Annotated in this window: 25 protein-coding genes; 8 read left to right on the forward strand and 17 right to left on the reverse strand. The window is 67.7% G+C overall.

What is annotated here, in order from left to right:
• The first annotated feature begins 19 nt into the window (after positions 1-19).
• Positions 20-937 (forward strand): TauD/TfdA dioxygenase family protein, encoded by a 918-nt coding sequence (locus tag M2332_RS14495; RefSeq protein ID WP_264569616.1) that lies wholly within the window; start codon positions 20-22, stop codon positions 935-937.
• A 367-nt stretch (positions 938-1,304) separates the two neighbouring features.
• The gene (locus tag M2332_RS14500; protein WP_413715962.1) at positions 1,305-1,868 is read left to right on the forward strand and encodes a hypothetical protein; all 564 of its coding nucleotides are present in this window, start codon (positions 1,305-1,307) and stop codon (positions 1,866-1,868) included.
• A gap of 206 nt (positions 1,869-2,074) precedes the next feature.
• Here the strand turns inward: M2332_RS14500 and smc are convergent, their stop codons facing one another.
• The 4 genes from smc to M2332_RS14520 form a co-directional block, all read right to left on the reverse strand.
• Positions 2,075-5,515 (reverse strand): chromosome segregation protein SMC, encoded by a 3,441-nt coding sequence (smc, locus tag M2332_RS14505; RefSeq protein WP_264574600.1) that lies wholly within the window; start codon positions 5,513-5,515, stop codon positions 2,075-2,077.
• Positions 5,516-5,614: 99 nt separating this feature from the next.
• A complete protein-coding gene (locus tag M2332_RS14510; protein WP_264574601.1) occupies positions 5,615-6,352 on the reverse strand; it encodes a DsbA family protein in 738 nt (245 codons plus the stop codon).
• 58 nt (positions 6,353-6,410) lie between these two features.
• Entirely contained in the window at positions 6,411-7,166 is a 756-nt protein-coding gene (locus tag M2332_RS14515; protein WP_264574602.1) for a DsbA family protein, read from the reverse strand.
• Between the two features lie 28 nt (positions 7,167-7,194).
• Positions 7,195-7,791, reverse strand: a complete 597-nt coding sequence (locus M2332_RS14520) for a DUF721 domain-containing protein (RefSeq protein WP_413715963.1) — start codon at positions 7,789-7,791, stop codon at positions 7,195-7,197.
• Positions 7,792-7,817: 26 nt separating this feature from the next.
• On the opposite strand from M2332_RS14520, the gene mutY reads away from it, so the two are divergent.
• Positions 7,818-8,939, forward strand: coding sequence for an A/G-specific adenine glycosylase (gene mutY, locus M2332_RS14525; protein ID WP_413715964.1), 1,122 nt, complete (start codon positions 7,818-7,820; stop codon positions 8,937-8,939).
• The gene (gene nudC / locus M2332_RS14530; protein WP_264574605.1) at positions 8,926-9,852 is read left to right on the forward strand and encodes an NAD(+) diphosphatase; all 927 of its coding nucleotides are present in this window, start codon (positions 8,926-8,928) and stop codon (positions 9,850-9,852) included. Before mutY ends, nudC begins: the two co-directional genes overlap by 14 nt.
• Here nudC and M2332_RS14535 read toward each other — a convergent pair.
• A complete protein-coding gene (locus M2332_RS14535; RefSeq protein ID WP_264574606.1) occupies positions 9,849-10,022 on the reverse strand; it encodes a hypothetical protein in 174 nt (57 codons plus the stop codon). The genes nudC and M2332_RS14535 overlap by 4 nt on opposite strands.
• 33 nt (positions 10,023-10,055) lie before the next feature.
• Entirely contained in the window at positions 10,056-10,568 is a 513-nt protein-coding gene (locus M2332_RS14540) for a hemerythrin domain-containing protein (protein ID WP_264574607.1), read from the reverse strand.
• A gap of 199 nt (positions 10,569-10,767) precedes the next feature.
• Here M2332_RS14540 and M2332_RS14545 point away from each other — a divergent pair, with 199 nt between their 5' ends.
• Both M2332_RS14545 and M2332_RS14550 read left to right on the forward strand, forming a co-directional pair.
• Entirely contained in the window at positions 10,768-12,111 is a 1,344-nt protein-coding gene (locus M2332_RS14545) for a TldD/PmbA family protein (protein ID WP_264569624.1), read from the forward strand.
• Positions 12,098-12,922 carry a 3'(2'),5'-bisphosphate nucleotidase CysQ gene (locus tag M2332_RS14550; RefSeq protein WP_264574608.1) on the forward strand — a complete coding sequence of 275 codons (825 nt, stop codon included), beginning with the start codon at positions 12,098-12,100 and terminating at the stop codon, positions 12,920-12,922. Before M2332_RS14545 ends, M2332_RS14550 begins: the two co-directional genes overlap by 14 nt.
• A 25-nt stretch (positions 12,923-12,947) precedes the next feature.
• Here the strand turns inward: M2332_RS14550 and M2332_RS14555 are convergent, their stop codons facing one another.
• The 6 genes from M2332_RS14555 to crtY are packed head-to-tail and all read right to left on the reverse strand — an operon-like array spanning position 12,948 to position 17,819.
• Positions 12,948-13,118, reverse strand: a complete 171-nt coding sequence (locus M2332_RS14555) for a hypothetical protein (RefSeq protein ID WP_264569626.1) — start codon at positions 13,116-13,118, stop codon at positions 12,948-12,950.
• A 57-nt stretch (positions 13,119-13,175) separates the two neighbouring features.
• Positions 13,176-14,141, reverse strand: coding sequence for a phytoene/squalene synthase family protein (locus M2332_RS14560; protein WP_264574609.1), 966 nt, complete (start codon positions 14,139-14,141; stop codon positions 13,176-13,178).
• Positions 14,142-14,540 carry an endonuclease domain-containing protein gene (locus tag M2332_RS14565; protein WP_264574610.1) on the reverse strand — a complete coding sequence of 133 codons (399 nt, stop codon included), beginning with the start codon at positions 14,538-14,540 and terminating at the stop codon, positions 14,142-14,144.
• A 53-nt stretch (positions 14,541-14,593) separates the two neighbouring features.
• Positions 14,594-15,184: a TIGR00730 family Rossman fold protein gene (locus M2332_RS14570; protein ID WP_181558905.1), complete on the reverse strand. Its 591-nt coding sequence runs from the start codon at positions 15,182-15,184 to the stop codon at positions 14,594-14,596.
• Positions 15,181-16,659 carry a phytoene desaturase gene (locus tag M2332_RS14575; protein ID WP_264574611.1) on the reverse strand — a complete coding sequence of 493 codons (1,479 nt, stop codon included), beginning with the start codon at positions 16,657-16,659 and terminating at the stop codon, positions 15,181-15,183. The genes M2332_RS14570 and M2332_RS14575 overlap by 4 nt, the downstream gene beginning before the upstream one ends.
• Entirely contained in the window at positions 16,656-17,819 is a 1,164-nt protein-coding gene (gene crtY, locus M2332_RS14580; protein ID WP_264574612.1) for a lycopene beta-cyclase CrtY, read from the reverse strand. The genes M2332_RS14575 and crtY overlap by 4 nt, the downstream gene beginning before the upstream one ends.
• 176 nt (positions 17,820-17,995) lie before the next feature.
• On the opposite strand from crtY, the gene M2332_RS14585 reads away from it, so the two are divergent.
• Positions 17,996-18,781: a sterol desaturase family protein gene (locus M2332_RS14585; RefSeq protein ID WP_264574613.1), complete on the forward strand. Its 786-nt coding sequence runs from the start codon at positions 17,996-17,998 to the stop codon at positions 18,779-18,781.
• The gene (locus M2332_RS14590; protein ID WP_264574614.1) at positions 18,778-19,326 is read left to right on the forward strand and encodes a DUF2141 domain-containing protein; all 549 of its coding nucleotides are present in this window, start codon (positions 18,778-18,780) and stop codon (positions 19,324-19,326) included. Before M2332_RS14585 ends, M2332_RS14590 begins: the two co-directional genes overlap by 4 nt.
• Positions 19,327-19,338: 12 nt before the next feature.
• On the opposite strand, the gene M2332_RS14595 is transcribed toward M2332_RS14590, so the two are convergent.
• The 5 genes from M2332_RS14595 to M2332_RS14615 all read right to left on the reverse strand — a co-directional run bounded on the left by M2332_RS14595 (position 19,339) and on the right by M2332_RS14615 (position 23,643).
• Positions 19,339-19,905: a hypothetical protein gene (locus M2332_RS14595; RefSeq protein ID WP_264574615.1), complete on the reverse strand. Its 567-nt coding sequence runs from the start codon at positions 19,903-19,905 to the stop codon at positions 19,339-19,341.
• A 14-nt stretch (positions 19,906-19,919) separates the two neighbouring features.
• A complete protein-coding gene (locus M2332_RS14600; protein WP_264574616.1) occupies positions 19,920-20,471 on the reverse strand; it encodes a demethoxyubiquinone hydroxylase family protein in 552 nt (183 codons plus the stop codon).
• Positions 20,468-20,959 (reverse strand): disulfide bond formation protein B, encoded by a 492-nt coding sequence (locus M2332_RS14605; protein WP_264574617.1) that lies wholly within the window; start codon positions 20,957-20,959, stop codon positions 20,468-20,470. The genes M2332_RS14600 and M2332_RS14605 overlap by 4 nt, the downstream gene beginning before the upstream one ends.
• Before the next feature lie 8 nt (positions 20,960-20,967).
• On the reverse strand, positions 20,968-22,317 hold the full coding sequence (locus M2332_RS14610) for a S41 family peptidase (RefSeq protein ID WP_264569636.1): 1,350 nt from the start codon (positions 22,315-22,317) through the stop codon (positions 20,968-20,970).
• Positions 22,318-22,425: 108 nt separating this feature from the next.
• Positions 22,426-23,643, reverse strand: a complete 1,218-nt coding sequence (locus tag M2332_RS14615) for a murein hydrolase activator EnvC family protein (protein WP_264574618.1) — start codon at positions 23,641-23,643, stop codon at positions 22,426-22,428.
• Positions 23,644-23,651 lie beyond the last annotated feature (8 nt).

Consider the following 23,651-nt stretch of genomic DNA (forward strand, 5'->3'; position numbering starts at 1 on the left):
TCAGGAGCAGGATAGACTGATGACGATCACGGCCACACCCATCACCCCTCGTTTCGGCGCCGAGATTTCTGGCGTGGACATCAGCAAGCCGCTGGATGCGGATACGGTCGCCGAGCTGATCGCTCAGCAGGATCGCTGGGGCGTGACCGTCTACCGGAACACCGGGCTGGACGATGAGGGGCAGATCGCCTTCGCCCGCAATTTCGGCCATCTGGAGAGCCTGCCGCCCCGCGAGGGCCGCCCGCGCATCTTCCTGTTCAACGCCGGCAATCTGAATGCGCAGGGCGAGATCAATTGGGATCCCGGCGCCACCACCTATCGCAAGGGTGACCAGATCTGGCACACGGACAGCAGCTTCATGGACCTGCGCACATCTTATTCCATGCTCCGCGCCGTCGAAGTGCCGCCGTCGGGCGGGCCGACCTGGTTTGCCGATGCACGCTCGGCTTATGACGACCTGCCGCAGGACGTGAAGGACAAGATCGAAAATCTGGAATGCGAGCACAGCCTCTGGTGGTCGCGCAAGCAGGGCGGCGCCGAAATCAGCCGCGAGGATATCGAGGCGCGTCACCGGCCAGTCCACAAGCTGGTGCATGTTCACAAGGGTTCGGGTCGCAAGATGATCTACGCCGGCGCGCATTGCTATCGCGTCGTCGGCTGGGGCTGGGAAGAGAGCCGCGAGCTGATCGATTATCTCAACAATTTCGCGACGCAGGACCAATATGCCATCAGCGTCGATTATGCCGTCGGCGACATGGTGATCTGGGACAATCTGGCCGTGTTCCACAAGGGCGGCCAGTTCGACTGGAACGAGCGCCGCGACATGCGCCGCGCCACCGTGCGTGAAGCGCCGGCACCGGAGGTCGAGGACGATCCGTTCGGCGAGCTGTTCCGGACTGCACCCCCGATTTCGCCGAAGGGTGCCGCAGCGGCCTGATCTCCATTTGCAAGCTTTCCCGCAGCCGTGGGCATTCGTCGCACGCATCGGTCTGCTTGCCTTGTGGCGCCAAGCGGCTACTATCGGGGGAACGAGGGCAAAGAAACACAGGCCGGTGGCTGGCGGGTGCCGCGACCGGACTCGGTATTCTTCGTGAAATGTTGCGCTGCAACATCATTTGTTCCGCTGACGCTTCGCGAAATAGATACAGAATTACAACGGCTTTCAGAATTTTTCGGTAAACTGAATGCCGCTCCGGAAAATTCCTGTTGCGTCGCACAAGATAATCTGATTCCATGTGAACGTTGCGCAACGGAGGCTTAAGCTGCCGGTAACCAGGCAGGGCATAGTCTCCAAGGCGTAAATGATGGAGGCAGCATTGGGTCAGCATTCCAAGCCGACTGACGGGGTCGTAACCCTCGCGGAACTGCGCGAGTTCGCCTCCTTCCCGGCTGCAACGCAGCGTTACATCCGCCGCTCTCTCGATGTCGCCTTCCATCGCGGTGCGCCCATGGAAACCTGGGGGCGCGACGTGGTCGAGGCGGCGAGCATCAAGGCGCAGAGCCGCCTCTATGGCCGGCTGGACGAAATCAAGGCGCGGGTGCCCGATGATAGCGGGCTGGATCAGGTCGAGCCGTTCATGGCACCGCTGGTCACCGTCTCCGCCTTTGACCTTGGCCAGAACCGGTTGAACAGCTTCTCGGCCTATCGCTTCCTCTACGAGCGTCTCATCGGCGCAGGGTCGCGCCCCTGGCTGCCCGGCGCCTTCTGCGCCGCCGCCAGCCTGCCGCACCTCCACCCCGAACGTCGGCGGGCCCTGCTCCAGTCGATCAGCGAAGCCGCCGCCACGGCTGCGGGCTGGTCGAGCCGCGAGCCGAGCTTCTACCCGGAATGGGTGGAAAAGGTGGATGTGAGCAAGGAGCCGCATTGAGGGCGAGGGTGCCCTAAGGGCGCTCACGGTTCATTACCCGTCACCCCGGACTTGATCCGGGGTCCCGCTACCTTCTGGACTTAGGGGCGCAAACGCGTTCTGACAGTCCCCAATCCAACGCATCACAAGAAGCTGGACCCCGGATCAAGTCCGGGGTGACGAAGTGGGATAGGGCGGCCCTATTCTTGTGCGGCCATCGGCGTCGCTCACTCCGCCGCCAGCAAATCCTCAGCCGCCTGCAAGTCCACCGACACCAGCCGGCTCACACCCTGCTCGATCATCGTCACCCCGAACAGCCGGTGCATCCGGCTCATGGTGACGGCGTTGTGCGTCACGATCAGATAGCGGGTCGCGGTATCCTGCACCATCCGCTCCAACAGTCCGCAGAAGCGCTCGATATTGGCGTCATCCAACGGCGCATCGACCTCGTCCAACACGCAGATCGGTGCCGGATTGGTTAGAAAGAGTCCGAAAATAAGCGCGACTGCGGTGAGAGCCTGCTCACCACCCGAAAGCAGCGTCAGCGTCGTCAGCCGCTTGCCGGGCGGCTGGGCGAGGATTTCAAGGCCGGCTTCCAGCGGGTCATCGCTCTCGATCAGTTCCAGATGCGCGCTGCCGCCCTGGAAGAGCGTGCTGAACAGGCGCTGGAAATGGCCATTCACAGCCTCGAAGGCCGCGAGCAGCCGTTGCCGCCCCTCGCGATTGAGATGGCCGATGGAGCCGCGCAGCTGGTTGATCGCGGTGGTGAGTTCCTCGCTTTCGGCGCGGCTCCTGGTCTGCGTCTCCTCCAGCTCGGACAGTTCCGAGGCGGCGACGAGATTGACCGGGCCGATCCGCTCGCGGTCCAGCACCAGCTTGTCATAGCGGGCCTGCTCTTCGGATGCGGCGACGACCTCCTCGCTCGCGAAGCCGAGCTTGCTCGGGAGCACGGGCGGCGGGCAGGAGAAGCGCTCGCCGCAGGTCTGGCCGATTTCCCGGCGGCGCGCGACGGCATGTTCGGCGCGCGCCTGCGCTCCGGCCCGTGCCTCGCGGGCGGTGGAGAGAGCCTCATTGGCATTGGCGAGCGCCTTCTCGGCGGCGGTCAATGTCGCCTCGGCGGCGGCTTCCTCGCTACGGCTGCGCTCGACAGCGGCGTGATGGTCGCGAGCGGCCTGCGTCAAGGCATCGAGTTCCGTCGCCAGCCCTGCGGGCCGATCGCGCAGCCCGTCCAGTTCGCTGGCCTGCGCTTCGGCGCGGGTCTTCATCTCGGCCACGCGACGCACGGCATCGCCGGCGCGCGCCTTCCAGCCCGCCACGTCGCTGCGGATGGCCTTCACGCGCTCCTCATCGGCAGCCAGGGCCCGCTCGGCCATGGCACGCTCAGCCTGCACCTGGCCGATCGCGGCCCGGCACCGTTCCGCGCCGGACTTGAGCAGATCGACACGCGCGGCGGTGTCGTCGCCAGCAGGGAGCGCATCATGGGCGGCCTGCGCGCTCTCCAGCTCGCGCTCGGCGGTGGTGAGATCGGCAGAGGCTTCCTGGTGGCGCCGGTCGAGGTCCGCCCGCTGTCCGGCAAGGCGTTCCAGTGCGGTCGCCACTTCGCCGAGCGTGCGCTCCGCCCCGCGCAGGGCCGTGTCGGCAGCGCTCATCGCCTCGCGGGCAGCGCGCTCGTCGGTGCCGGCCGCGCGCAGCGATGCCTCGGCGGCCCCCAAGGCCTGCTCGGCCGCGCTGACGGTTGCGGCGACGGCAGGCCGCTCCCGCTCGATCGCGGCAAGGCGGTTGATGCGGATCAGCCGCTCGGCCGCCGCGCCGCCGCCCTCCTGCGCCACGAACCCATCCCAGCGCCGCAATTGCCCGTCGCGTGTCACAAGGCGCTGCCCCACCGCAAGCGGCTGGCCGTCATCCTGCTCGACCACGGCGATCTGGGCGAGACGGCGCGCCAGCGCCTCGGGCGCGCGGACATGGGCAGCGAGCGGCGCGCATCCATCCGGCAAAGCGGGGTCGCGCGCATCGATAGCGGCGCCGCTCCAGCGGGCCAGACCTTGCGCCCCGAGCGCGGCCTGCAGATCATCGCCCAGCGCGGCGGCGAGCGCGTGCTCATAGCCGGGGTCGACGCGCAGCGCATCGATGGCGCGATCGCTGCTGCCCTGCGTCTCCAGCCCGCGGGCCAGTGCCTTGGCTTCGCTATCCAGCGCGGCGACGGTGGCGCGGGCGGCGGCGAGCGCGCGCTGTTGCTCGGCGACCGCCTGCGTATGCGTCTCGCGCGCCTGCGCGGCGGCAGCGATGCGCGCCTCGGCATCGGTGCGGGCGGTGAGAGCATCGGCCTTGGCCTGCTCGGCGGCGCGTTGGCGCTCGGCCAGTGGGGCCGCATCGGGCAGGGCGGTGAGGGTGGCGGTTATCCGCTCGGCCTCGCTGCGGGCACGGGCGAGCTTCTGCCGCGCGGCGTTGAGCCCAGCCTCGGCGACACGTCGCTCGGCCTGTTCTTCGGCAAGTCGCGCCATCGCCTGCGCCAGCGCGACTTCGGCATCGCGGCTCGCGGTTTCGGCCTCCGCGAGGCGCGTGACGAAGGCCGGGAGGGCTGCCTTGCCACCCTTGATTCGCTCGGCGAGTGTCGCATCCTCGGCCTGCAGCGCCTCGATGGCATTGGCGGCATCGGCGGCAAGCGCGCCCTCGCGCTGCTGGTCCTCGCTCACACGCGCGAGCTGGCCTTCCAGCTCGGCGATCCGGCGCAGCAGGGTATCGCGTTCGCCTGTCAGCCGCTCCAGCGCGAAACGGGCCTCGGTCGCGGCCTCCCGGGCCTCGTTGGCGGCCGTGCGCGCGCGTGCCAGTGTCTCGATGGCGGCCTGCTGATGAGCGGCGGCGCCCAGCTGCGCGTCCTGCGCCACCCGCACCAGCGCCTCGGCCTTCTCGGCATCCTGCGCGGCGCGGTCGGCTTCGGTCGCGGCCTCGCGATGGCGGGCGAAGAACACGCGTCCCTCGGCCAGCACGATCTTTTCGCTCAATTCCGTGTAGCGCTCGGCGGCTCGCGCTTGTCGACGGAGCGCATTGGCGCGCACGTCCATCTCGGCAAGGATTTCATCCAGCCGGGCGAGATTGGCCGCGCTCGCGCGCAATTTCTGCTCGGCATCCTTGCGGCGCACGTGCAGGCCGGCGATGCCCGCCGCTTCTTCCAGCATCGCGCGGCGTTCGGCTGGCTTGGCGGCGATGACCGCGGCGATCTTGCCCTGGCTGACCAGTGCCGGGCTGTGCGGACCGGTCGCAGCATCGGCGAAGAGCAATGCGACATCCTTGGCGCGCACGTCCCGCCCGTTGGCGCGATAGGCGCTGCCCGCGCCCCGCTCGATGCGCCGCATGACTTCCAGCTCGCCATCGCTGCCCATGTCGATCGCCGGCAGCACGGTGCCCGGCGGCACGCTGGCGAACAGGCCGACTTCGGCAAAATCGCGGGCCGGGCGAGTGGCGGTGCCGGCGAAGATCACATCGTCCATGCCGCCGCCGCGCATGGATTTGGGGCTGGATTCGCCCATCACCCAGCGGATCGCCTCCAGCAGATTGGATTTGCCGCAGCCATTCGGCCCGACGATGCCGGTCAGCCCCGGCTCGATCCGCAACTCGGTCGGCTCGACGAAGCTCTTGAAACCGGTCAGCTTGAGGCGGCGAATCTGCATGGTTTAGCGGGCAGGGCGGCCCAGCCGGACTGACCCAGCCTGCGAGGCGGTGCGCCGTCCGACGCCCGCTCCGATGCTATGGCCCCCCAGCCTCGCCAATCAGGCGCCTGCGTTCTTCAGCTGCTCGACGAGCTGCGGCCAGGTCGACACATTGTCAAGCTTGCTGCCGTTCATGATGAAGCTCGGCGTGCCGGTGATGGAATATTGCGCCGTGTCGCGTTCCACGTTGGCGGCGAGCGTTTCGGCCGTCTTGGGGTCGGCCAGGCACTGGCGGGCCTTCGCCTCGGGCACGCCGCGCTCCATGGCGAACTCGATCAGCCCGGCGGCCTCGGCCATGCGCTGGAAGCGCTGATCCGGCGCGGCCGACATCGCGTTCTTATACGCATCCTCGCCGGCGGACTGCAGCTTCTCGATGATCGCCTGCTGATTGGCGAAGAACTGGTGGGTCAGCGGGAAGAAGGCTTCCGGGCCGGTGCAGCGGGCCAGCATCGCCATGCTGATGTCCAGCGGGTTCATCACGAAGTTGCGAAACTCGAAGCTGACCTTGCCCGTGTTCACATAATCGCGCTCGAGCACATCCTTGGATTCCTCGGAGAAGTGCGCGCAGTGCGGGCAGGTGTTGGATGCGAACTCGATGATCTTGATCGGCGCATCCGGGTTGCCCATGCGGATGCCGCCCTCGGGCGTGGCGACGACCTGCTGCGCCCATGTCGTGCCCGCCGGGGCGGCCTTGCCTTCCACCTTGCCGATGGGCGCGCTCGAATTGCCATCTTGAGAGCCGCAGGCAGCGAGAGCCAGCAGGGCGAGGGCGAGCGGGGCGGTAGCAAGGCGTTTCATGGGACGGATGGGCCTCATCGATCGGGGGACGGAAAGTGGCTGTGCGGGCCGGTCTAGCTCACTTGCCGGACGCGGGCAATGGCGGCAGCAGGGGGCGCAGCGCGCCCCACGTATGCACATTCTCCAGCGGTTTGCCGTTGAGCAGGAAGAAGGGCGTGCCGGTGAATTCCTTGAAGGTGCCGGCGCTGGAGGTCAGCCCGAGTACGGTCTTGAGCATAGCCTCGTCGGCCAGGCACTTGCCCTGCGCCGCTGGCGTCAGGCCGCGCTTGGCGAGGAGCGGGCCAAGGCCGGTGCCCCCGGCAATGGCGGTCAGCTGCGCGGCGCGATTGGCAGCCGGCGGCTTGCCTTCCTGCGCCTGGGCAAAGCTCTGCGCGCGGGTCATCCAGGCCTGATAATCAGCGAACATTGCCTCATGATTGCCAACGAACCGCGTCGCGCCGCCGCAGCGCGCGAGCAGCGCCGCCGTCAGGTCGAAGGGATCGCGCACGAAATTGCGCAGCTCCAGCGAGACCAGACCGCGCCGGATCCACTGGGCCTTGAGCGCGGGCGTTCCGGTCGCCTGAAAATCCGCGCAATGCGAGCAGGTGTAGCTCAGATATTCGACCAGCTTGGTGGGCGCCGCCGGATTGCCGACCACGAAGGCGCCGTTCGCACCCAGCGTTACGATCTGGCTCCAGTCGCGCGCCGCGCTGCGCTGCGCACTGGCCGGGGCCGGCAGCAGCAGGGCGAGGGCAAGCGTCAGCGCCGCAAGGCACAGGGCACCCAGTGCGGCGATCTGTCGGGAGACGGACGAAGCGGACGAGATGACGGTCATGGGCATGGTCCCGTGGTGGAGATTTGGCTTAGCTGATCTTGGGTGGGCGCACAGGGTTGGAGAAGCTGCGCGCCATCGATTCGAGCACGGTGCGCAGTTCCGGGTCGCTCACTTCGCGCAGGCCCTCGCCCAGCTCCTGGGGGATCGGGCGCAGCATGGTGGGCGGCGGGCGATGCACCGGCTCGCGCGGGATGACCTGGCCCTGCTTGATGGCGACGCGGGAGACGGCCTCATAGCCGAAGAAGCGGTTCACCCGCTCGATGATCTCCGGCACGATATGTTGGACCATCGGCGCATGGCCGCTGGCGACCGTCAGCTGCAGCGTCCCGCCCGAGCGCTTGCCGGTGGGGAAGCGGATCGAGTCGGGGCTGGTCAGCTCCGCATAGCGCTTGCCGACAATCTCGGCCCAGCGCGTGACGATGCTCGACTGGATGAAGCCAAATTTGCGGAAGGCGGCCCGGCCAATGTCCGGCATGAGATCGGAAATCGCGCGGGGCGCGTTGATTCGCGGCCGTTCGTGTGGCGGCGCCTCGGCCTTGCCGGCCCCATTGGCCTTGCGCGCGGCCGGGCGTTTGGCCCGGCTGGCCTTTGTGGGCGCCTGCGCATCTGGGGTGGCTTCTGTCATGGCTGCGTCCATGCCATAGGCACGCCATGGCCGTCGATGGATTAATCGCAACGCGGGGGATGGAAGAGGCGGTCGCTCCGGCGTTGCTGGCGCATTATCGCCGCCATGCCCGCTCGCTGCCCTGGCGCAGCCCGCCCGGCGCGCCCCCGCCGGACCCCTACCGCGTCTGGCTCTCGGAAATCATGCTCCAGCAGACGACGGTGGCGGCCGTCGCGCCTTATTATGAGCGATTTCTGGCGCGCTGGCCCACGGTCGAGGCGCTGGCGGCTGCCGAGGATGGCGATCTGATGGCCGCCTGGGCAGGTCTTGGCTATTATGCCCGCGCCCGCAATCTGCTGGCCTGCGCGCGCTATGTCGCAGGCGCGCTGGGCGGGCGTTTCCCCTTCGACGAACCGGGCTTGCGCGCTCTGCCTGGTGTCGGCGCCTATACGGCGGCGGCCGTCGCCGCCATCGCCTTCGAGCAGCGCGCCGTGGTGGTGGATGGCAATGTCGAGCGGGTGGTGAGCCGGCTGTTCGCGGTGGAGACGGCTCTGCCGGCCGCAAAGCCGATCCTGCGCGCGCTGGCCGACCGCATCACGCCACAGGATCATGCCGGCGATTTCGCGCAGGGCATGATGGATCTGGGCGCGACGGTTTGCACCCCGCGCAATCCCGCCTGCCTCGCCTGTCCGCTCTCGGAGCTTTGTGCCGCGCGGGCGACGGGCGATCCGGCGCGCTATCCGCTCAAGGCCGCGAAGAAGGCGCGCCCGACGCGCAGCGGCACCGCCTGGTGGGTGGAGGCCGGCGATGCGGTGTGGCTGGTCCGGCGGCCGGACAAGGGCCTGCTCGGCGGAATGCTGGCGCTGCCGACCAGCGAGTGGAGCGAGGCGCCGGAAGCTCTGCCGCATGCGCCGCTGGCGGGCGGCTGGCGCGTGCTCAACCAGCCGGTGCGCCATGTGTTCACCCATTTCGCGCTCGATCTGCGCGTGGCCATGCTGCGGATCGAGAATGGGGCCGATCCCGCCGTGCTTGCCAGCGCCCTGGGGCCGGGCCAATTGTGGCCCATCGACACGCTGGCCGATGCGGGGCTGCCCACCGTCTTTGCCCGGGCGGCGCAAGCGGCACTGGACGCCAGAGAGCAGGAGAATGCGCATCATGACCCGGCCTGATCTGCCCGCGCGGCAGGCAATCACCTTCACCGGCGGCACGCTCGACCGCGCTGACCAGTTGCGCGTCCACCCCGACCGGCTGGCCGGCGCCTGGGCCGATCCGCGCGCGCGCATCGTGCACCTCGATGGGCTGGACCCGGTGATCGAGGCAGACGGCACGCTCGCGAGCGAGCCGGTGACGCCCGGCGCGGTGCTGGCCGACCACGCCCTGCTCGGGCTGCGCGAGGATGGCACGCCGGTCTTTGTGTCGCTGCTCGTCGAGCACAGCGTCGAGCCCCCGAGCTTTCCCGCCAAGGTGTGGGACATCATCCCGCAGCTCACCATGGCCGAAGCCGCGCATTATGCGGCCGCACGCAGCCTGGTGGACTGGCATGATCGCCACCGTTTCTGCGCACGCTGCGGCGGCGATACCCATCCGATCAAGGCCGGCTGGGCGCGCCAGTGCAGCCGGTGCAGCGCGGAGCATTTTCCGCGCACCGATCCGGTGGTCATCATGCTGGCGGAATATCGCGGCAAGGTGCTGATCGGGCGCAATCCGCGCTTTCCTGCCGGCCGCTTTTCCGCACTGGCCGGCTTTGTTGAGCCGGGCGAGACCATCGAGGAAGCCGTGCGGCGGGAGCTGTGGGAAGAATGCGGCGTGCGCACCGGGCAGGTCGACTATCTGTTCAGCCAGCCCTGGCCGTTCCCCTCCCAGCTCATGGTCGCCTGCATCGCGCAGGCCAATGATGACGCGTTGACGCTGGATGAGGAGGAAATCGCCGAAGCCATCTGGGTGAGCACTGATGATGTCCGCGCGGCGCTGGCCGGGGAAGAGGGCGCCAGGTTCCTGCCGCCATCCTCTATCGCGGTTGCCCATCACATGCTGCGCTACTGGTTGGAGAGCAAGCAGACGGACCAGCCGCCCGCCGCCTAATCGCGGTGCCGAAGCATCCAGTCGCCCGATTGCTCGCTCTGCGCCTGCCGCAAGGCCGCATCTCGGCCCAATCCGCCAAAGCGCGGCAAAATGATGCCGAGGCGGGTGCGCTCGGCATCATTGCGGTGCGGCACCGGCGCGGCGGCGTCCTTATCGGAAGGTTCGAACAATGAAAACGCCGCCGACATGCCGTTTCGTCCGGGTCAGACGGCCGAAACGCTGAGCGTGCGCGGCTCTGCCGGGGGCAGGCCTCCGCTCTTCGCCTGCGCCAGCAGCTCTTTCTTGCGCACGAGCATCCGGTCGCGCAGCTCGACGAGGTCGACGTCGGTCTTGCGGCACTGGGCAAACATGCCCTTCGAGGGCTGTTCCTCCTCCTTGACGTGATGCTCGATCTCTTCCGAGAGCACCTTCACCTTGGCATCGTAGAAATCTTCCTGCGGAGAGCCGGCCTCGATCTCGTTGATCAGCACCTTGGCGCCGTCATGCTCGACATAGGCCTCATCCATGAGATCATCTTCGATCTTGCCGCGAAAGGCCGGATAGAAGATCTCTTCTTCCAGCATGGTGTGGATCTTGAGCTCAGTGCAGATTTCCCGGGCCAGCGATTCCTTGCGGCCGGCCGCATTGGCCTTTTCGAACTTCTCGAACAGATCCTCGACCGTGCGATGATCCGCTTTGAGCAGGGCAATCGCGTCGGTGAATGTTTCAGTCGCCATGAGATGCTCCTGTGGGTTGATGTTATCAACAAAAGGATCGGCGAGGCCTGGTGGTTCCCTATAAAAAATGTTGCTGTCCTCGGTTCGTCGCAAAGCGGAGCGACTGGTCGGAAGGCACCTGACGCAGCCGCATTGCGTCGCCTCGCCGCGGGAGCTAAAGCGCGGCCTTTCATCAGACATCATTCGGACCGCGTCTTTCATGCTCAGCCTTAACGAAGCTCTCGATCGCGCCAGGTCGCTGGTCACCGCGGCCCGCAAGGCGGGCGCGGATGCGGCCGACGCCGTCTATGGCTGCGATGCCTCGTCCGGCGTGACGGTGCGGCTGGGCGCGCTGGAGGATGTCGAGCAATCCGAATCCGAGCATTTCGGCCTGCGCGTGTTTGTCGGCCAACGCTCGGCCAGCGTCTCTTCATCGGACCTGACGCCCCGCACGCTCGAAACGCTGGTCGAACGCGCCGTGGCCATGGCCCGCGAGGCGCCGGAAGATGCCTATGCGGGTCTCGCGCCCGAGCAGATGCTGATGCGGCGCCGGCTACCATCGCTCGATATCGAGGATGATGAGGAGCCGACGCCGGCCCAACTGCGCGAGAGGGCGCTGGCGGCGGAGGATTCGGCGCGCAGCGTGCTTGGCGTCACCAACAGCGAAGGCGCCGGCGCAGGCTTCTCCCGCGCGCAGGCGGCTCTGGCCACCAGCCACGGTTTTTCGGGTGCTTATGCCGGGACCAGCCATTCGCTTTACGCCAGCGTGCTGGCGGGTGAGGGCGCCGCGATGCAGCGGGACTTTGCCAGCCACAGTGCCCGGCATCTCGATGATCTGGAAGGGCCGGACAGCATCGGCCAGCGCGCCGGCGCGCGCGCGGTGTCGCGGCTCAATGCGCGCCGGGTGCCGAGCGGTACGATGCCGGTGATCTTCGATCCGCGCGTGGGCAACAGCCTGATCGGGCATCTGCTCGGCGCCATCGCCGGGCCATCGGTCACCCGCAAGGCGACCTTCCTGCTCGACAGCCTCGGCCAGCGCATTCTGCCCGAGGGGCTGAGCGTGATCGACGATCCGCTGCGCGAGCGGGGCCTGCGCTCGCGCCCGTTTGATGGCGAAGGACTGCCAACTGGGCGGCGGCGCCTCATTGATGACGGCGTGCTGACCGGCTGGATGCTCGACAGCGCCTCGGCCCGCCAACTCGGGCTCGATCCCACCGGCCATGCCACGCGGGGCGGTGGCTCGCCGGGCGTCGGCGCGAGCAATGTGCATCTGGAAGGCGGCACGGCCAGCGTGCGCGATCTATTTGCGGACGTGAAGCGCGGCGTGTTCATCACCGAACTGATCGGCCAGGGCGTCAACGGCGTCACCGGCGATTACAGCCGGGGCGCCTCCGGCTTCCTGATCGAGAATGGCACGGTGAGCCACGCCGTGTCTGAAATCACCATCGCGGGCAATCTCAAGGAGATGTTCGGGCGGATCATCGCTGCGAACGATCTCACCTTCCGCCGCGCCATCAACGTGCCCACCCTGCGCATCGACGGGATGACCGTTGCCGGGGAGTGAGCCCCCCTCTCTGGATCTTCTGGCCGATATTCTGGCCATAGCCGACGCTGCCGGCCTGCTGGCCATGCGTTTCTGGGAAGCCGGCGCGCCCATGCACGGCCATTGGGAAAAGCGGCCCGGCGAGCCGGTGAGCGAAGCCGATCTCGCGGCCGATGCGCTGCTGCGCGAACAGCTTGGCGCGCTTTTGCCTGATGCCGCCTGGCTCTCCGAGGAAAGCGCGGAGACGCCCGGACGCGCTGAGGCTCGGCGGGCGTGGATCATCGACCCCATCGACGGCACGCGCGATTTCGTGCGGGGCCGGGCGGGCTGGGCGGTCTCGGTCGCATTGGTGGAGGATGGCGTCCCGACCATCGCGGTGCTCACCGCGCCGGCGCGTAACGAGCGCTGGTGGGCGGTGCGCGGCGCTGGTGCGTGGCGGGAGCGCATGGGGGCACAGCCGGAGCGGCTCGCCGTGGGTGATCATGCCACGCTCTCGGGCGCGCGCGTGCCGCTCGATCATCTGGGCGGCATCGATATCGATTACCGAATGGTCGCCAAGCCCAACAGCATCGCGCTGCGCATGGCGATGGTGGCGGCCAATGAAGCCGATCTGGTGGCAGGCTTGCGACGCGGGGCCGAATGGGATCTGTCGGCCGCGACCCTTATCGCGCAGGAAGCCGGCGCCCGCGTCACCGATGCGCTGGGCGAACCCATCGTCTTCAACAAGCCCGACCCCTATGTGACGGGGATGCTCTGCGCCGTTCCCGCCTTGCACGATGCGGGCCTTGGGCGGCTGCGCGCGCGGGCGCTCAGGCTGCTCAAGCAGGGATGATGGGATTGTCTGGGCGCGGCTGCGCTCAGGCCTTGAGCCGCACGACCTGCCTCAGCCGCGATTCGCGCGCGAGGCTGAGATAGGCCTCGACCAGACGATCGTGCATCAGGCGTTGTGCGGGCTCCGCGGCGACTTGCGCCAGACGGCGATGTTCGTTGGCGCGATTGCGGTAATAAGCGTGACGTGACGGAATCATGCATGTCCTCCCGCCTGCCTCTTCAGCAGATCGCACCCATGCAGAAATTGATCGGGATCAAGCCTGTGAAACGGGCGCGCCTTGGCGTGGTCGGTTCCAGAGCGATGGATCACGCGGCGCGGGCGGGTAGAGGCTGGTGCGCCGACCGGCCTGCGTACCGGCGCGGAGCAGCCAACCCAGCTTCTCCGCCTTGCTGGTGAACAGGCGCCGACGCAGCGCCTCCTGCGGGTCGGCGGCGACCTTCCGGGCAATGCCGCCATAGATGCCCGCGGCAGCCAGCACCGCCCATGCCGAGCGGAACGGCAGCTTTGGGGTGCCATGCCGGGCGCTGTCTTCATAGCGCGCCGCCATCGCCGCCACGCGCCCCGTGACCGCCGCGAGGGCTGGGCGCTGCTCCGCCGCCATAGGGTCGGCCGGGTCGATGCCAGCCTCGATGAGCCAGTCCGCGGGTAGATAGCAGCGCCCGCCTGCCGCATCCTCGGCGACATCGCGGGAGATATTGGCGAGCTGGAAGGCCAGCCCCAGATCGCAGGCGCGGTCCAGCGTCGCCTCGTCATCGGGCGCGATACCCATCACAATGGCCATCATGCAGCCGACCGCACCGGCGACATGGTAGCAATAGCGCAGCAGATCGTCCTCGGTCTGCGGTCGCCAGCCCTGCGCATCGAGCGCGAAGCCTTCGATGAGATCGTCCATATAGCGGCGCGGAATGGCACATTCGGCCGCGACCAGCGCCCCGCCGGCAAAGGCAGGATCGTCCAGCCCGGCCCGCCCCGCGAGAGCGCGCTCGGTTCGCGCGCGAATGTCCGCCAGCCGGGCCATGGGGTCGCCGGTCGCCTGCATGGTCCCGCCATGATCCTGCCCGTCGGCTATGTCGTCGCAGGCGCGACACCAGCCATAGAGCAACCACGCCCGCTCGCGCGTCTCCCGGTCGAACAGCCGCGAGGCCGTGCGAAAACTCTTCGACCCGCGCGCAATGCTCTCCTGCGCAAGACCGACAAGGGCAGGGCGTTGCTCCAGCATCTAGCCCCTCCCCTTCAGGGGAGGGGATGGGGTGGGGGACGGCGCTGCCCAACGGGCTGGTGCTGAATTCAAACGCGTCAGTATTGCCTCCAGAACCTCGGTCAGATTGGTGCGTACATCTTCGTTAGTGAACCGCAGAACGCGATGACCTTCCGCGGTTAACGCAGCATCCCTGCGCGCATCTTCTTCCGGATCGTGCGTATCGCCATCCACCTCGACGATCAGCTTTTTGGCGGGGCAAAAGAAATCCACAATGAACGGCCCCAGCACATGCTGCCGACGAAATTTGTGCCCGCCAAGCTGGGACCGACTCAGATGTCGCCAGAGAATGATCTCGCATGGCGTCGCCTCGTGCCGCATCGCTTTTGCGTGGATCAGAAGGCGTGCATCTTGCGTCACGGGCGCTCCCCACCCCAACCCCTCCCCTGAAGGGGAGGGGCTCATGTTTCCCCTCAAAGCCGGTCGACCTTCATCGCGAAGATCGTTTCATGGGGCGTATAGGCGGCCATCGCGTCGAGCAGGTCGTCCAGCGTCTCGCGGGCGATGAGGATGTTGGCGTGGGGCGGGCGGATGAAGCCGGTTTCGATCATCTGGCGATTGAACCCGATCAGCTGATCGTAAAAGCCGCCGGTATTGAGCAGCCCGACCGGCTTGTCATGATAACCAAGCTGCGCCCAGCTCACGGCTTCCCACAGCTCGTCCATCGTGCCGACGCCGCCCGGCAGGGTCACGAACCCATCGGAAAGCGTGGTGAACAGCGCCTTGCGGCTGTGCATATCCGGCACGACGTGCAGTTCGGTGAGGCCGCGATGGGCGACCTCGGCATTCACCAGCGCCTCGGGGATCACGCCGATCACCTCGCCGCCGGCCGCCAGCGCGGAATCCGCGATGGCGCCCATCAGCCCGACCTTGCCGCCGCCATAGACGACGCCGATGCCACGCCGCGCCAGCCCGGCGCCGACCGCGCGCGCGGTCTCCATGTAGATCGGGTCGGGTGGGGTGGCGGAGCCGCAATAGACGGCCAGCCGGTTGAACGATGTCATGCCAGATCCTCGAGCATCAGGGCCGCCGTCGCGCGGGCCGAGCCGACGACGCCGGGAATGCCAGCGCCCGGATGTGTGCCGGCGCCGACAAAATAGAGATTGTTGATCACATCATCGCGATTGTGGGTGCGGAACCAGGCGCTCTGGGTGAGCAGCGGTTCAAGACTGAAGGCGCTGCCCAGATGCGCGTTGAGATCATGGGTGAAGTCGCTCGGCGCATAGGAGAACTGCACCTTGATGCGCGAGCGGATGTCCGGGATCAGCCGGCGCTCGATCTCGTCGAGAATGCGCCCGGTGAGGATCGGCCCCACCTCGTTCCAGTCCACTGGCAGCTTGCCCTGATGCGGCACCGGCGCCAGCGCATAGAAGGTCGAGTGGCCCGGCGGCGCCAGATCGGGGTCGGTGACGGTCGGGTGATGCAGGTAGAGCGAGAAATCCTGCGAGAGCACGCCATGGTCGAAGATGTCGGTCAGCAGTTCCTTGTAGCGCGGGCCGAACAGGATCATGTGGTGCGGGATGCCCGGCCAGGTCCCCTCAATGCCGAAGTGGACGACGAACAGGCTGGGGCTCCAGCGCTTGCGGAACAGTTTGGCGCCCTGCCGCTGGCCGCGCGGATGGTCGGCCAGCAGGTCGGCATAGCTGTGCATGATGTCGGCATTGCTCGCCACCGCATCGGCCTCGATCCGCAGGCCAGAGCGGGTCACCACGCCCGTCGCGCGGTCGCCCACCGTCTCGATCTTCGCGACCGGATCGCCGAGGATCAGCGTGCCGCCCAGTCGCTCGAAATGCGTGACCATGCCGCGCACCAGCGCATGGGTGCCGCCCTTGGCGAACCAGACGCCGCCCTGCTTCTCCAGCTTGTGAATCAGCGCGTAGATGGCGCTGGTCGTCATCGGGTTGCCGCCGACCAGCAGCGTGTGGAAGCTCAGCGCCTGCCGCAGCTTCTCGTTCTTCACGAAGCTCGAAACCATGGAATAGACCGAGCGCCACGCCTGATGCTGGGCGAGGTCCGGCGCGGCCTTGAGCATCGACTTGAAGTCGAGGAAGGCGACATGCCCCAGCTTCTCATAGCCCTCGCGATAGACCTCGGCGCTATAGGCGAGGAAGCGCTGGTAGCCGGCGATGTCGGCGGGATCGAGCTTGGCGATCTCGCGGTTGAGCGCGGCATCGTCATTGCCATAATCGAAGGTCGTGCCGTCCTGCCAGTGCAGGCGGTAGAAGGGGCTGACCGGCAGCAGCGTCACGTCTTGCGCCATGTCGTGGCCGGTCAGGCGCCACAGCTGGGCGAGGCAATCCGGGTCGGTGATGACGGTCGGCCCGGCATCGAAGGTGAAGCCCTCCTTCTGCCACATATAGGCGCGGCCGCCGGGCAGTTCGCGCCCTTCGACGATGGTGGTGGCGATGCCCGCCGATTGCAGGCGCAGGCCGAGGGCAAGGCCCGCAAAACCGGCGCCGATGACGATGGCTGTCTTCATCCGCGTGTCGCTCCAAGGGCTGAAATGGCTCGGCTGACGGGTACAGGAGGCTTCCCGGTCAGAACGCGCAGCTTGTCGAAAAGGGTGCTCTGCCCGGCATAAAAGCGGGCGATGAGGGATGGGTCAAGCCGGTAGAAGCGCGCCAGCACCCGCCAGCGCTCCTGCGGCTCGGCGGCGCGGAAGAGCAGCCGTGAGAGCATCCGGTAATAAGCCTGCCCGCGCCAGTGCGCTGCGCCGCGCGCGCGCATCGCCTGATGCAGGGCCGGCCCGGAGAGATCGTCCATCGCCGCGATGGCGAGCGCGTTGCGCACTGCATCCGGCAGCGAATAGCCGGTGAGCGCGTGGAAAAAGCCGCCGCGCAGTCCGGCCTTGGCGACGCCGGGGGACTCGGCCTCCCACAGCCGCGCGAAATCGCCGCCCATGCACACCGGGAGCACGCCGGTCTCGCTATGGCCGCGCGCCGCGCCCTCCCAGCCCTGCGTCTGGGCATAGGCCGCAATTCTCGCCGCGAGCAGGGGCTCATCCAGTGCCGGACCATCGGCATAATAAGTGTCTTCGATGAACAGCTCGGTCGGGGAGAGGGGCAGGGTGTAGACGAAGCGATAGCCGTCCTGCTGATCGACGGTCGCGTCCATGATGATCGGTTCGGCAAGGCCGTGGGGGGTATGACACAGCCAGCTCGCCCCGACGAATTTCTGATAGCCCAGCTCCAGCGCGCTCATGTCGCCCGGCCCGCGCGCATCGATGACGCCGCGCGCCTCGATTACGCGGCCATCGGCCAAAGTGACGCTGTTCGGCGTGAGTGCGGTCGCTGCCCGATCGAACAGCAGGTCGCCCTCCGGCATAGCGCGGTGCAGGCGCATCCCCAGTCGCTCGCTGGTCAGCGTCGCATAGCTGCTCGGCAGGCGCCTCACCTGACCCGGAAAGCGCACGTCATAGCCGCCCCAGCCATGCACGATCAGCGGCTCGATCAGCCAGCGATCGGCGGGCGCGACATCCTCGGCGAAACAGGACCAGAGCTGATTGCCGCCAGCGCGCGCGGCTTCCTCGATCACCACGACGCGCAGCTCAGGTCGCCGCGCACGCAGGGCCAGCGCGATCAGGCTGCCGGCAAGGCCGCCGCCGACAATGGCCAGATCGATAGGTCGTGCGCCTGTCATCCGCGCAGCCCTAGCCGAGGGGGAGGCGCTTGGCTATCGGCCAGTGATGGGTGAACGATGCCCGAAGGGGCGGGGGAACTTATCTCTGCGCTTGGCGAGCGACCGGCGTAAACGCTTTACCGATTATCGTTTCCCTCTCAGGCGGGGCTCCCTATAGCATCGCCATGCAGCCCGCGATGCTGATCCTTGCGTCCATTCTGGCGATGTCCGGCATCATCGCGGTGCGTTACCTGCTTTCCAGCGGCGGGTTCGCGCTGGCGACCCGGATGACGCGCCCCGGCCATTATGCCGGGCTGCGCCGGCAGATCGGCGCGGAAATCCGCTGGTCGCTCCTTTCGGCGCTGATCTTTGGCCTGCCCGCGGGGATCGTCGCCTGGGGCTGGCAGAGCCACGGCTGGACGCTGATCTACACCGATGTCGATGCCTACCCGCTCTGGTATCTGCCGATCTCCGTGCTGCTCTATCTCGCCGCGCACGATACGTGGTTCTACTGGACGCACCGGCTGCTCCACCGCCCGGCCTGGTTTCGCGTCGCCCATGCGGTGCATCACGCCAGCCGGCCGCCCACGGCCTGGGCGGCGATGAGCTTCCACCCGTGGGAAGCGGTAACCGGCGCGGTCGTCATTCCGTTCCTCGTCTTCGTCATTCCCATTCATGTTGCGGCACTGGGGGTGGTGCTAACGGTGATGACTGTCATGGGCGTCACCAATCATATGGGCTGGGAGATGTTCCCGCGCTGGCTGGTGAACGGCCCCGCCGGGCGCTGGCTGATCACCGCGTCTCACCATGAGAAGCATCATGAGCAATATCGCTGCAATTACGGCCTCTATTTCCGCGTGTGGGACCGGCTGTGCGGCACGGATCGCGGCCTGTCTCCCCGGTTCGCGCCGGCGCCGGCGGGAGGCTCCGCCGCCATGCCGCACAATGATGACCCCGCGCCGGCAAGGGATAATGCTGCATGATGTTCTTTGACGGTGCCGACCATCTGGCGCGTCGTGTCGCACGGCCGCTGATGCTGACCGGCCTGCTGCTCTCGCTCGGCGCGCCGACCCTGGCGCTGGGCGAGGAGGGCGCGGCTACTGTCCGCACCGCCGATGCGGTCGTTCCGGCAGCGGCGGGCCTTGCACCGGCCACGGGCCAGATCGACGTGCGGTTCGAGGGCTTGCGCTCCACTCGCGGCATGTTGCGCGCCTGCCTGACCAAGGACCGCTCCCATTTCCCCAAATGCGAGAAAGACCCGCTCGCCCTCACGGCCAGCGTTGCGGCGGGCGACCATGCCGAACTTCTCTTCGCGCGCGTGCCGCCCGGCGACTATGCGCTGCTCGTCTTTCACGATGAGAACAGCAACAGCCGGCTGGACACGATGCTGGGCATCCCGCGAGAGGGGGTCGGCTTTTCGCGCAACCCCCGCCTGCGCTTCGGCGCGCCGGGCTTTGAGTCCGTCGTCCTCACCGTCACCCCTGGCGCGGCGAAGAAGACGGCGGTGAAGCTGCAATATTTCCTGTAGCGCGTCGCGCGATCAGGGCGTGACGGTCGGACCCTGCTGCTGGGCCTCGCGCTGCGCCTTGAGGCGCGCGGCTTCCTCATCGGCCTTGGCCTGCGCTTCGATCTGTGCGGATTCCGCATCGAGATTGCCGAGCCGCTCCTCGCGCGCCTTGGCGACGGCATCGGCCCAGGTGCCGGACCCGAGCATCTTCTGGCGCTCCTCGCGCGCCGCGCGCGCGATCTGTGTGAAGCAGCCGGTGAAGCCAGCCGAGCCGGTGGGCGAGCAACTGTCGGTCCCGGACGCGCCGACATATTCAATCGAGCGGGCGCGGTTCGCCCAGCTTTGCACGGCCGGGCTGTTGGGATCGGTGCGCAGTTCCTTGGGGATGCGATAGCGATCATTGTCTGGCATCCGCGCACAGACGACGATCTCGTCGCCCTCGCTCGCCGGGCAAGGGTCTTCGCCATAGACGAACACCTGCTTCACCTTCGCGACATCCTCCGGCCCGGCGGCGGCAGCTGGAGCGGCCGGGGCCGCCTGCGCCAAAGCAGGGACCGCAAGAGCGAGGCTGAGGGGGAGTGCAAGGACGAGGGCACGCATCGACAGGTTCCTTCTTAAATCCGCTTCGAGAGGGCAATGGCAGCGCGGCAGCCAAGCCGGATCGCCCCGAAAAGCAAGGGATAGGCAGGCGCGGATTCTGCGCCATGGGCAATCGCGGCATCGCGATGCTCGACTTCTTCGGCCTGGAAGTCCGTGATCGCTTCGGTCAGCGCCGGGTCGTCCTCGCCGATCTCCTTGAGCTGATGCCCGTAATGATCGTCGATCTCGGTCTCGATGGCGGCGGTGCAGGCCATGGCAGCGCGCGGGCCGATGAGCGCGGTCGCGGCGCCGAGCGCAAAGCCGGCGACATGCCAGAAGGGCTGCATCAGCGTGGGGCGCACGCCGCGCTCTACCATCATCGCGTCGAAATGCGCGCGGTGCCGCTCTTCCTGCGCCGCCATGCCGGCAATCTCGCGGCTGATCGGGTGACGGTCGCCCAGCACGGCGAGCTGGCCGGCATAAATCCGCACCGCGCCATATTCGCCGGCCTGATCGACCCGCAACATCGAGGCGCGGTCCGCACGGCGCTGGCCGGGACGGGGCGAGACGCGCGCGATGTCGGTCATGACCGGCTCCATTTGAGGACCAGAACAAGGATCAGCAGTGCGCCGCCGAGCGAGAGGATCGCATTGTAGCCAGCGAGCGAAATGCCAAACATCGACCAAGGCGCGACATCGCAGCGCACCAGCGTGGCCGACATGATCGAATCCAGCATCGACTGCCCCGAGGATGTGTCCATGGTCGCGGTGCAGCTGGTCAGGCCCTGCCACCAGCCATATTCGACACCGGCGTGAAATGCGCCGATGGCGCCGCTGGTCGCGATGGCCAGCGCCGCGAGCATGGTGAACATCGCGCTCATCGGCGCGGTACGGCGCAGGGCAATCGCGGCAAGGGCAGCGATAATCGCGCCCAGATGCGGCCAGCGCTGCCACATGCACATTTCGCATGGGAACAGCCCGCCGACATGCTGTGAGAGCAGCGCGCCGCCCAGCAACAGGGTCGGCAGCATCACCGCTATGAACCGGGCGAGCGACAGGGAGGCGTCACGCGACATCGGTCTGCTTACCGCCGTGCCTTCGTCGCCGGGGCTGCCGCCATTTGCGGCGTCCCGTTCAGGCGGCCGAGAGTCTGCAGCGCGTAATGGAGCTGGAAGTCCTCAACGCCCTGCTTCTTGAGATCCTCCGCCGTCGCGGTGAAGCGCGGATCGGGGTTGCTGTCCGCCTCCAGCTCCGAGCGATCCAGCTTCGCCTCGTTGATGAGGTGACGGCGAAGGTCGCTTTCGCGATATTTCGGCCGCTTGGCATAATCGGGGTCGGAGAGCTGCGGCACCAGAATATCCGGCTCGATGCCGCCTTCCTGCACCGAGCGGCCCGATGGCGTGTAATAGCGCGCCGTGGTGAGGCGCAGCGCGGTATCCTGCGAGAGCGGCAGCAGCGTCTGCACGCTGCCCTTGCCGAAGCTGCGCTCGCCCATGATGAGCGCGCGCTTCTGGTCCTGCAGGGCGCCGGCCACGATCTCGGAGGCGGAAGCCGAACCCGCATCGATCAGCACGACGACGGGCAGGCCCTGCGCATCATCGCCGGGCCGGGCATAATAAGGCCGGGTGTCGCCGCGCTGGCGGCCGCGCTGCGAGACGATCTCGCCGCGCTCGAGGAAGGCGTCGGAGACGCGCACCGCTTCATCCAGCAGGCCGCCGGGGTTGGAGCGCAGGTCCAGCACATAGCCGATCGGCTTGTGGCCGAGCGACTTGTCGATGCCGCGAATGGCGCTCTGCACGTCAGCGCCGGTGTCGGCGGAGAAGCTGACGATCTTGATGACGCCGACATCGCCCTTCACCTGCCATTTGACCGGCTTGATATCGATGATCGCGCGCGTCAACTCCACGTCGAACGGCTCGGTGCGGCCCTCGCGGGCGATGGTGAGCTTCACCTTGGTATTCGGCGCGCCGCGCATCTTCTCGACTGCTTCATCGAGCGTGCCGCCATAAATCAGCTTGCCGTCGATGTGCGTGATATAGTCGCCCGCCTTGATGCCCGCGCGCGCGGCGGGGGTGTCGTCGGTCGGCGCGATCACCTTCACCACGCCTTCGTCCATCGTGACGGAGAGGCCGAGGCCGCCATAGCTGCCCTCGGTCTGGGTGCGCAAATTCTCGAAGGAGCGGACGTCCAGATAGGCGCTATGCGGATCGAGACTGGAGAGCATCCCCTCGATGGCGCCCTTGATCAGCGTCGCATCATCGACCTGCTCGACATAATTGGCGCGCACCCGCTGGAACACGTCCATGAACAGATCGAGCTGTTTGTAAGTCTCGCCCTCGGTCTCCGTGACGGCAGAGGTCGACGCGGGAATGAGCGCGATGGCGCCCAGGATCGCGGCGGAACGGAGAAACAGGGTGCGGCGGGCATTGGCCATGGAGACGCTTTCGACAAAAATGCTGTCCTGACCTATAGCAGGAACAACGGTTCTGCCTAGGTCGCACGCCAGCGTAGCGAAGATAGCGTTACGCGCTGCTGAACGGCGCTAGCGGACAAGGGAAGCAATATCGACAGCGCGGTCCTGCTGGCGCAGCTCGATGATGAGGCGGGCCGGGTCGCTGCCGGTCGCGCCGACCGGATCGCCCTGACGCAATGAGTCTCCCGGCGCCACGCTCAGCCGGTCGAGCCCGGCCAGCAGGCTCGTCCAGCCGCCGCGATGCTCCAGGATGACGATCTTGCCATAGCCGCGAAACGGCCCGGCAAAGGCGACTCGCCCTGCCGCCGGCGCGATGACCGCGGCCCCGGCTGCGGTCGCCATGGTGATGCCCCGCGCGCGCACGCCGCCTGCGCTCAATTCCCCGAAGCCGGTGACGATGTCGCCGATGGCGGGCAGGCGGTAGGGTGGCGCCGGGGTCTGGCCTGCGGCGACGCTCGGCCGCTCGGGTGCCGGAGCGGCGCTGTTTTGCGGACGGGCCGGCCGGGGCATCGGGCCGGGCAGGCGCAGCAACGCCTCCTGCACCTGCGCCGCATCGCCGATCCGGTCCATCAGATCGCTGATATCGCGGGCCTGCTCGCCCATGGCGAGGGCGCGCTCGGTCTGCAGGCTGGCCTCCGCGCGCAATTGCCGGGAAGTGCCGCGCTGGCGCTGTTCAAGCGTGCTGAGCGCGGCCTGCTGCGTCTTCAGCCCGGCGCGGGTGCGGACGAGGGATTGCGCCGCCGCCTGCGCGCTGCGCTGCAGATCGGCACTGCGCGCAATGGCACCCCGCAGATCCTGCGTGGAGGCGGTGATGGTCGGCAATATCTGCGCGAGCGCGATGCGCCGATGCACCGCCTCGCTGATCGTGCCGGGCGCGACCAGTGCGAGCACAGGCGAGCGCCGGGCCAGTTGCTGCAGGGCGGCGGTCAGTCGCACGATCGGCTGCTGGCGGGTGGCGAGTTGGCGCCGCTGCTCGCGCTGGCGCGTGATGATGATCGCCATGCGCGCCTCGCCCGCGCGCAGATCGGCCTCGCTCTGCTGGATGCGGGCGGCGAGCGCGGCGATCTCGTTGCGGGTCTTGTCGGCTGCGGCGGAGGAGGCGCGGGCACGGGCTTCCAGGGCTTCGCCACGCTTGCGCGCTTCCTCGCCCTGCGCGCGGGCACGGGCGAGGGCAGCCTGCTGCCGGGCGATCTCCGCCTGCGCGGCCTGCGGTGCCGGATTGCGCTGGGCAGAGAGAGCCAGCGGTGCCGCGATGGCGGTGATGAGCAGGGTAGCGGTGGCCAGCATGACGGGCA

Source organism: Sphingobium sp. B11D3A (genome assembly GCF_025961695.1).
GTDB lineage: Bacteria > Pseudomonadota > Alphaproteobacteria > Sphingomonadales > Sphingomonadaceae > Sphingobium.

What these genes read in the sequence shown, in the direction of transcription:
- M2332_RS14495 (WP_264569616.1), top strand. Translation starts at nt 20, where the DNA reads ATGACGATCACGGCCACACCCATCACCCCTCGTTTCGGCGCCGAGATT.
- M2332_RS14500 (WP_413715962.1), top strand. Translation starts at nt 1,305, where the DNA reads ATGGAGGCAGCATTGGGTCAGCATTCCAAGCCGACTGACGGGGTCGTA.
- smc (WP_264574600.1), bottom strand. Translation starts at nt 5,515, where the DNA reads ATGCAGATTCGCCGCCTCAAGCTGACCGGTTTCAAGAGCTTCGTCGAG.
- M2332_RS14510 (WP_264574601.1), bottom strand. Translation starts at nt 6,352, where the DNA reads ATGAAACGCCTTGCTACCGCCCCGCTCGCCCTCGCCCTGCTGGCTCTC.
- M2332_RS14515 (WP_264574602.1), bottom strand. Translation starts at nt 7,166, where the DNA reads ATGACCGTCATCTCGTCCGCTTCGTCCGTCTCCCGACAGATCGCCGCA.
- M2332_RS14520 (WP_413715963.1), bottom strand. Translation starts at nt 7,791, where the DNA reads ATGACAGAAGCCACCCCAGATGCGCAGGCGCCCACAAAGGCCAGCCGG.
- mutY (WP_413715964.1), top strand. Translation starts at nt 7,818, where the DNA reads ATGGCCGTCGATGGATTAATCGCAACGCGGGGGATGGAAGAGGCGGTC.
- nudC (WP_264574605.1), top strand. Translation starts at nt 8,926, where the DNA reads ATGACCCGGCCTGATCTGCCCGCGCGGCAGGCAATCACCTTCACCGGC.
- M2332_RS14540 (WP_264574607.1), bottom strand. Translation starts at nt 10,568, where the DNA reads ATGGCGACTGAAACATTCACCGACGCGATTGCCCTGCTCAAAGCGGAT.
- M2332_RS14545 (WP_264569624.1), top strand. Translation starts at nt 10,768, where the DNA reads ATGCTCAGCCTTAACGAAGCTCTCGATCGCGCCAGGTCGCTGGTCACC.
- M2332_RS14555 (WP_264569626.1), bottom strand. Translation starts at nt 13,118, where the DNA reads ATGATTCCGTCACGTCACGCTTATTACCGCAATCGCGCCAACGAACAT.
- M2332_RS14560 (WP_264574609.1), bottom strand. Translation starts at nt 14,141, where the DNA reads ATGCTGGAGCAACGCCCTGCCCTTGTCGGTCTTGCGCAGGAGAGCATT.
- M2332_RS14570 (WP_181558905.1), bottom strand. Translation starts at nt 15,184, where the DNA reads ATGACATCGTTCAACCGGCTGGCCGTCTATTGCGGCTCCGCCACCCCA.
- M2332_RS14575 (WP_264574611.1), bottom strand. Translation starts at nt 16,659, where the DNA reads ATGAAGACAGCCATCGTCATCGGCGCCGGTTTTGCGGGCCTTGCCCTC.
- crtY (WP_264574612.1), bottom strand. Translation starts at nt 17,819, where the DNA reads ATGACAGGCGCACGACCTATCGATCTGGCCATTGTCGGCGGCGGCCTT.
- M2332_RS14585 (WP_264574613.1), top strand. Translation starts at nt 17,996, where the DNA reads ATGCTGATCCTTGCGTCCATTCTGGCGATGTCCGGCATCATCGCGGTG.
- M2332_RS14590 (WP_264574614.1), top strand. Translation starts at nt 18,778, where the DNA reads ATGATGTTCTTTGACGGTGCCGACCATCTGGCGCGTCGTGTCGCACGG.
- M2332_RS14595 (WP_264574615.1), bottom strand. Translation starts at nt 19,905, where the DNA reads ATGCGTGCCCTCGTCCTTGCACTCCCCCTCAGCCTCGCTCTTGCGGTC.
- M2332_RS14600 (WP_264574616.1), bottom strand. Translation starts at nt 20,471, where the DNA reads ATGACCGACATCGCGCGCGTCTCGCCCCGTCCCGGCCAGCGCCGTGCG.
- M2332_RS14605 (WP_264574617.1), bottom strand. Translation starts at nt 20,959, where the DNA reads ATGTCGCGTGACGCCTCCCTGTCGCTCGCCCGGTTCATAGCGGTGATG.
- M2332_RS14610 (WP_264569636.1), bottom strand. Translation starts at nt 22,317, where the DNA reads ATGGCCAATGCCCGCCGCACCCTGTTTCTCCGTTCCGCCGCGATCCTG.
- M2332_RS14615 (WP_264574618.1), bottom strand. Translation starts at nt 23,643, where the DNA reads ATGCTGGCCACCGCTACCCTGCTCATCACCGCCATCGCGGCACCGCTG.